This window comes from Enterobacter cloacae complex sp. 2024EL-00214 (assembly GCF_043945575.1).
GTDB classification, from domain to species: domain Bacteria; phylum Pseudomonadota; class Gammaproteobacteria; order Enterobacterales; family Enterobacteriaceae; genus Enterobacter; species Enterobacter cloacae_P.
Window position 1 is genome coordinate 1 of sequence record NZ_JBIMRC010000041.1, and the last position, 5,990, is coordinate 5,990.

The 5,990-nt window shown below is 49.0% G+C and carries 7 protein-coding genes and 3 pseudogenes; 7 read left to right on the forward strand and 3 right to left on the reverse strand.

Going from position 1 to position 5,990, the window contains the following annotated elements:
- Positions 1 to 75: pseudogene (locus tag ACHHZ6_RS24385) on the forward strand (IS6 family transposase); the annotation flags it as partial.
- A 5-nt stretch (positions 76 to 80) separates the two neighbouring features.
- On the forward strand, positions 81 to 650 hold the full coding sequence (locus ACHHZ6_RS24390; protein WP_048221193.1) for a hypothetical protein: 570 nt from the start codon (positions 81 to 83) through the stop codon (positions 648 to 650).
- On the opposite strand, the gene ACHHZ6_RS24395 is transcribed toward ACHHZ6_RS24390, so the two are convergent.
- Both ACHHZ6_RS24395 and ACHHZ6_RS24400 read right to left on the reverse strand, forming a co-directional pair.
- Positions 644 to 1,341, reverse strand: a protein-coding gene (locus ACHHZ6_RS24395; protein ID WP_223822560.1) for an IS1-like element IS1B family transposase whose coding sequence is annotated in 2 segments (ribosomal slippage) — positions 644 to 1,092 and positions 1,092 to 1,341 — 699 coding nt in all. Because the reading frame shifts where the segments join, the coding sequence is not laid out codon by codon here. The genes ACHHZ6_RS24390 and ACHHZ6_RS24395 overlap by 7 nt on opposite strands.
- Before the next feature lie 100 nt (positions 1,342 to 1,441).
- Positions 1,442 to 1,549 (reverse strand): annotated as a pseudogene (locus tag ACHHZ6_RS24400) (AAA family ATPase); the annotation flags it as partial.
- 189 nt (positions 1,550 to 1,738) lie between these two features.
- Here ACHHZ6_RS24400 and ACHHZ6_RS24405 point away from each other — a divergent pair.
- The 5 genes and pseudogenes from ACHHZ6_RS24405 to ACHHZ6_RS24425 all read left to right on the forward strand — a co-directional run.
- Positions 1,739 to 2,515, forward strand: coding sequence for a membrane protein (locus tag ACHHZ6_RS24405; protein ID WP_001805638.1), 777 nt, complete (start codon positions 1,739 to 1,741; stop codon positions 2,513 to 2,515).
- A gap of 85 nt (positions 2,516 to 2,600) precedes the next feature.
- A complete protein-coding gene (locus tag ACHHZ6_RS24410) occupies positions 2,601 to 3,269 on the forward strand; it encodes a response regulator (protein ID WP_003026030.1) in 669 nt (222 codons plus the stop codon).
- The gene (locus ACHHZ6_RS24415) at positions 3,245 to 4,612 is read left to right on the forward strand and encodes an ATP-binding protein (protein WP_000896835.1); all 1,368 of its coding nucleotides are present in this window, start codon (positions 3,245 to 3,247) and stop codon (positions 4,610 to 4,612) included. The genes ACHHZ6_RS24410 and ACHHZ6_RS24415 overlap by 25 nt, the downstream gene beginning before the upstream one ends.
- Positions 4,613 to 5,295: 683 nt before the next feature.
- Positions 5,296 to 5,664 (forward strand): hypothetical protein, encoded by a 369-nt coding sequence (locus tag ACHHZ6_RS24420; RefSeq protein ID WP_000831397.1) that lies wholly within the window; start codon positions 5,296 to 5,298, stop codon positions 5,662 to 5,664.
- 57 nt (positions 5,665 to 5,721) lie between these two features.
- Positions 5,722 to 5,856: pseudogene (locus tag ACHHZ6_RS24425) on the forward strand (hypothetical protein); the annotation flags it as partial.
- Between the two features lie 23 nt (positions 5,857 to 5,879).
- On the opposite strand, the gene ACHHZ6_RS24430 reads toward ACHHZ6_RS24425, so the two are convergent.
- A partial coding sequence (locus tag ACHHZ6_RS24430; protein ID WP_001691633.1) for an IS1 family transposase occupies positions 5,880 to 5,990 on the reverse strand: 111 nt, incomplete at its 5' end.

Consider the following 5,990-nt stretch of genomic DNA (forward strand, 5'->3'; position numbering starts at 1 on the left):
GGCCAGGCCTCAGCATTTTATTATGGTGATCCCCTGGGCGAAATGCGCCTGGTAAGCAGAGTTTTTGAAATGTAAGGCCTTTGAATAAGACAAAAGGCTGCCTCATCGCTAACTTTGCAACAGTGCCGGACATAGATCCAAAACAAACCCCGGACGACGCAGCATATGCCTGGAGTAACATTGTAGACGACGCCAGAAGTAATCAGGCGGTACCGGCATTGTCCTTGTATTCAGGTAATCACTGGTCTACGGCAAAGGAAATTTTAAACTCAACCAGAAATCTGGAGTTGTGGATAATCTCTGCCGGGATGGGTTTTTTAAATTGTAGAGATCGGGTGCCCTCTTACGAGGCGACATTTCATCAAGTACCATTCAGGCATGATCTCTGGTGGAAAGCCATCACAAAATCACTAGGAAAGCATAACCGTTGCGCAACTATAAGCCAGTTAATGCAGTCCAGTCCGAATGATGAATATTTGATTGCGGCTTCGCCTGTTTATATTGCTGCTGTCCAGAATGACATCCTGAAGGGCATTGAGAGTTTGACTCATCCTCTTACGCAACTAACGATCGTGACATCAGGGGCATATGCTGGCCCACTTGAAGAATACTTAATTAAGAGTTCTTCGGTAATGACTCCAACTTATTGATAGTGTTTTATGTTCAGATAATGCCCGATGACTTTGTCATGCAGCTCCACCGATTTTGAGAACGACAGCGACGTCCGTCCCAGCCGTGCCAGGTGCTGCCTCAGATTCAGGTTATGCCGCTCAATTCGCTGCGTATATCGCTTGCTGATTACGTGCAGCTTTCCCTTCAGGCGGGATTCATACAGCGGCCAGCCATCCGTCATCCATATCACCACGTCAAAGGGTGACAGCAGTCTCATAAGACGCCCCAGCGTCGCCATAGTGCGTTCACCGAATACGTGCGCAACAACCGTCTTCCGGAGCCTGTCATACGCGTAAAACAGCCAGCGCTGGCGCGATTTAGCCCCGACGTATCCCCACTGTTCGTCCATTTCCGCGCAGACGATGACGTCACTGCCCGGCTGTATGCGCGAGGTTACCGACTGCGGCCTGAGTTTTTTAAATGGCGGAAAATCGTGTTGAGGCCAACGCCCATAATGCGGGCGGTTGCCCGGCATCCAACGCCATTCATGGCCATATCAATGATTTTCTGGTGCGTACCGGGTTGAGAGGCTGTGTATGTGAACTGTAACTGCCATGTTTTACGGCAGTGAGAGCAGAGATAGCGCTGATGTCCGGCAGTACTTTTACCGTTACGCACCACCCCGTCAGTAGCTGAACAGGAGGGACAGCTGATAGAAACAGAAGCCACTGGAGCACCTCAAAAACACCATCATACACTAAATCAGTAAGTTGGCAGCATCACCCGCAATCTATTCCGCCGGACTCATAATAACTGCAAATCAACATCGTCATATCGGCAGACCGGCCGCCAGTATTCTTTCACGTTGCTCGGCTGTCCGGGCAGGGTCTGACTGATTGTTAAATAATGCCCTGATTTCAGATGGTTTTTCTTCAAAGTGCGCCACTATGCGCCCGGTGAACCCACTCCGCTTAATTAGTACTGAATGGACTGGAGCAGACCCGATGAAAGTATCATTCTTTCACTGTCTGTCCCCGCTAAGTAACTCCTAAGTCTGGCTCATTAATCTGCGGTGGAAGCAGACTCACCCGATGAATACGGCAACAGTCATCCCAGGCAGGAAACAATGCGACCACAACAAAATACGTCCCCGGCTTTCCCGATGAATAAAGTTCCTGAAGTCACACTCTTTTTCTGGCTGATAAAAATGATGTCCACTACCGTGGGTGAAACAGCGGCAGACTTCCTGAATATGGATCTCAACTGGGGGCTGACTAATACCTCTCTGCTTACCGGCATATTGTTTGCCGTGGTACTGACCTTTCAGTTACGTGCGAATCGCTATATTCCGGCTCTTTACTGGTCAACTGTACTATTAATCAGCGTGTTCGGAACGCTGATCACTGACAACATGACCGACCACTTTGGAGTGCCGCTCGCGCTGTCAACATCGGTATTTGGCGGATTGCTGGTTCTGACATTCGGACTCTGGTACGCGAAGGAAAAAACCTTATCTATTCACAGCATCAACAGCCTGAAGCGGGAAACGTATTACTGGATCGCCATTTTGTTCACCTTCTCGCTGGGAACTGCCGCAGGAGACTGGGCAGCGGAAAGTCTGGGGCTTGGTTATCTGAATGCAGCCATTGTGTTTGGTGCGCTGATTGCGCTGACCGCGGTCAGTCGCTATCTGTTCAAAGCGAACAGCGTACTGTGTTTCTGGATTGCGTATATTTTAACCCGGCCTCTGGGAGCCTCTTGTGGTGATTTGTTATCTCAACCCCTTACCAGCGGTGGTCTGGGGCTTGGCACAACAGGAACCAGCATTTTGTTCCTGCTGACCATCACCAGTCTTATCGGTTACCTCACCTATAAAATGAAACTCGAAGAAATCAACAGATAAGACATTCAGTGCGGTACAGGTTGTACATCACCGGTATCGTGTTTATTCTTCGGTATATTTCGCTTATCCGTGAGCTATCAATCCTATGAGAATACTCCTTGTCGAGGACGATCCGATGGTTGGAGAGGTCGTCACCAGCTCGCTGAAAGACAACGCCTGGGCGGTAGACTGGGTTAAAAGCGGCAATGATGCCTGTGTCGGGTTTAGCACCTGGCAATATGATGTGATTTTGCTTGACCTAGGGTTGCCTGGCAAAGACGGCCTGACCGTGCTGGCCGAAATCCGCCAAAAAGCGCTTCCGGTGCCGGTGCTCATTCTGACCGCTCGCGACGCGCTCGAAGACAGGTTAAAAGGGCTCGACGGCGGTGCGGACGATTATATTCTCAAACCATTTGAAATGAGCGAGCTACTGGCCCGGATCCGCGCAGTCATTCGAAGAAACACTGGCAATGGAAACCCTGTCCTGAGTAATGGCGTACTGACGCTGGATCCGGTCACTCATGAAGCCAGCATTTCCGAAACCCAGCAAAAGTTTTTGCTCTCGAACCGCGAATACGCCCTGTTGGAAGCTCTGATGCTGCGTCCAGGAGGAATACTTTCCCGCAGCGCACTGGAAGACCGAATTTATGGCTGGGGTGATGAAGTCGAAAGTAATGCCATCGAATTTCTGATCCATGCGTTAAGAAAGAAGCTCGGGCGGGACGCGATTAAAAATGTCAGGGGAGTCGGATGGCTGGTTTCAAAAAACGGATGAAAACCTCCGTTCAGTTACGGTTATCACTGGCGCTGGGTATCGCTATCCTGCTTACCGCCGTTATTTCCGGAGGGATTACCTTTTATCTGGCGCTGGATGAAGCCAGGGAGCTTCAGGACGATACCTTAAAACAGATAGCTTACGTCACGAAGTCCCCCGGACATAACGCGCTGCCCGAAATAAAGGGGCAAAAGAGGGCCGACGAGGACAGCGATGGCAAAATACTGGTGGAATATCTCACCGTCTCGGGTACGCAAAACGATGACACAGGCATCACCTTTCATTTGCCCGCGCCCGTGAGGGAAGGTTTTCAGAACGCCACCATCACCGGTGTACAATATCGGGTTCTTGTTCACCGTCTGACGCCGGAACAGTTTGTGATTGTTGGTCAGCAGACCGAGGTCAGGGATGAAATCGCCTTTGCAAGCGCATTACGCACGCTGATCCCATTTATCCTGCTTTTACCTGTGCTGCTGCTGGTCACCACCGACCTGATAAAAAAATCCTTCCGGCCAGTGCTGAATCTTGCTGCAGGAGTATACCGGCGAGATGAACGGGATTTAACACCATTGAGGGATGATAACATACCGGACGAGATTCGCCCTTTCGTGGAAAGTATTAACAGACTTTTGCACAAAGTGAACAACACAATACAGGCACAAAAACGCTTCATTGCCGATGCCGCGCACGAATTACGCACCCCCCTGACGGCCCTGTCCCTCCAGGCTGAGCGGTTATCGGGTTCAGACATGTCGGCAGAGGCGCGTGAGCGTTTAGCCGCTCTGAGGCTGGGGTTGACGCGGGAAAAAAATTTGCTTGAGCAGCTATTATCTCTCGCCAGAGAGCAACAGCCTCTTCAGACGCAAGGGACAGAAGCGGTATCACTCAATGAAGTGTTTCGGCAGGTTATAGAGACCCTGCTCCCTCTGGCACTGGAAAAGGGTATTGATATCGGTGTGGTGGAAACCCCTTACCAGGCAGAGTCGCAGGTGATTACGGAAAAAAACACCCTGTACACGGCGCTCAAAAATCTGGTCGAAAACGCGATTCACTATATCCCTGAAAACGGGCAGATTGACCTGCGGTTACAGTTTATTGATAACAGCGCGGTGATTGATGTCGAGGATAACGGGCCGGGAATTGCAGCGGAACAAAGAGAACGAGTATTTGACGCATTCTACCGGCCTGCAGGCACCGAAAAACCTGGCTCAGGGTTGGGCTTGTCTATTGTAAAAGCATGCGTGCACCGGCTGGGAGGAACAATCATTCTTGCGCCATCCTCACACTTTCCATCCGGGTTGAGGGCAAGGATAATCCTGCCGGTTGAAAGCCACTCCGGGTAAACCAATATTCAGTTCGCTCAGTTTTCCCTAAGTTAACGCCGCTATGCTGTCCTTAACAAACAAGGAGGACAATCACATGAACATAAAGACGTTAAAAAATGATACGGTGGAAACCGTGTCATTTCTGGTGAAGGCTCTGTTTTTCGTTGTAAGAAAGATATATCTGAAGCCGGCAGTCGCGGTATGTCCGCTGCCGCAGACACTGGCGGAGTGCCGGATATACGCAGCACGGAGTATCTGCTAATTTCTGATGCCATGTCTTAACCCGGTCGTTATTTAGTGTGATGGTGCCAGTAAAATATTTGATGACGTTAAACGTAATAGACCTGAAAAAGAAACCATCACTTTGCAGGTTGTAATAAACGGGGGGCGAGTGTTTTCGTATTTGCTTTCAGTAAAAACCAGACTCCCTGTATACAAAATCATTCATATCATTTTTTAAAAAACGATTTTACTATCTTTATATCGAAAGCAGGTCACTCCCTTTCATTCTATGGCCAGCACACACCTGACGAGCCGGCTTACCCGATTGTAAATATCTGGCACTGAACAGGATGAGTCTGCCTCCTGTAAGGATAATTGTTCTAACTTTTAATGGCTAAGTATGTTCTAAGTATTTCCGCGTAATGTTATGACTACGCCAAAAGACGAATATAAATTACACCAACCAGGAGTAACACACCATGAAACGCACAATTTTTTTTGCCCTTTCTACATTTTTACTGGCAATGACTGCCAGCTCTGTATACGCCAGTACCGAACACACCGGTATGTCTGACTTACGGGTTCAGAAAACCGCTAATGCCAGCTACTGTAATCCAGGTTCACATCGTTGCGAGGCCCCTTTTACTATTGGCCGGGATAATATTGCAAAACCAGACGGGTCAGATAAAAACTACTGTAATCCGGGATCACATCGTTGCGAGGCCCCTTTTTCTACTGGCCGGGATAATATTGCCAAGCCAGACGGAACAGACAAAAACTACTGTAACCCTAACTCCAGAAAATGTAATGCACCTTTCACCACCGGACATGATAATATTAATCAGTAAGAGATTTTAGCTGGTCAATAACAAATACAAATCTGCTGAGCTCGCCAGGGATGTTCTATGAATACGAAATTACAGGCATCGTTAGTCAAGGTGCCTCAGATTACCCTTACGTTCTGGATAGTCAAAATAGCAGTAACCACTTTGGGTGAGACCGGTGGGGATGCTGTTTCAATGTCCATGGGGATAGGCTACGCCGGCAGGGTAATGACTCCAACTTATTGATAGTGTTTTATGTTCAGATAATGCCCGATGACTTTGTCATGCAGCTCCACCGATTTTGAGAACGACAGCGACTTCCGTCCCAGCCGTGCCAGGTGCTGCCTCAG

What these genes read in the sequence shown, in the direction of transcription:
- ACHHZ6_RS24405 (WP_001805638.1), top strand. Translation starts at nt 1,739, where the DNA reads ATGCGACCACAACAAAATACGTCCCCGGCTTTCCCGATGAATAAAGTT.
- ACHHZ6_RS24410 (WP_003026030.1), top strand. Translation starts at nt 2,601, where the DNA reads ATGAGAATACTCCTTGTCGAGGACGATCCGATGGTTGGAGAGGTCGTC.
- ACHHZ6_RS24420 (WP_000831397.1), top strand. Translation starts at nt 5,296, where the DNA reads ATGAAACGCACAATTTTTTTTGCCCTTTCTACATTTTTACTGGCAATG.
- ACHHZ6_RS24415 (WP_000896835.1), top strand. Translation starts at nt 3,245, where the DNA reads ATGGCTGGTTTCAAAAAACGGATGAAAACCTCCGTTCAGTTACGGTTA.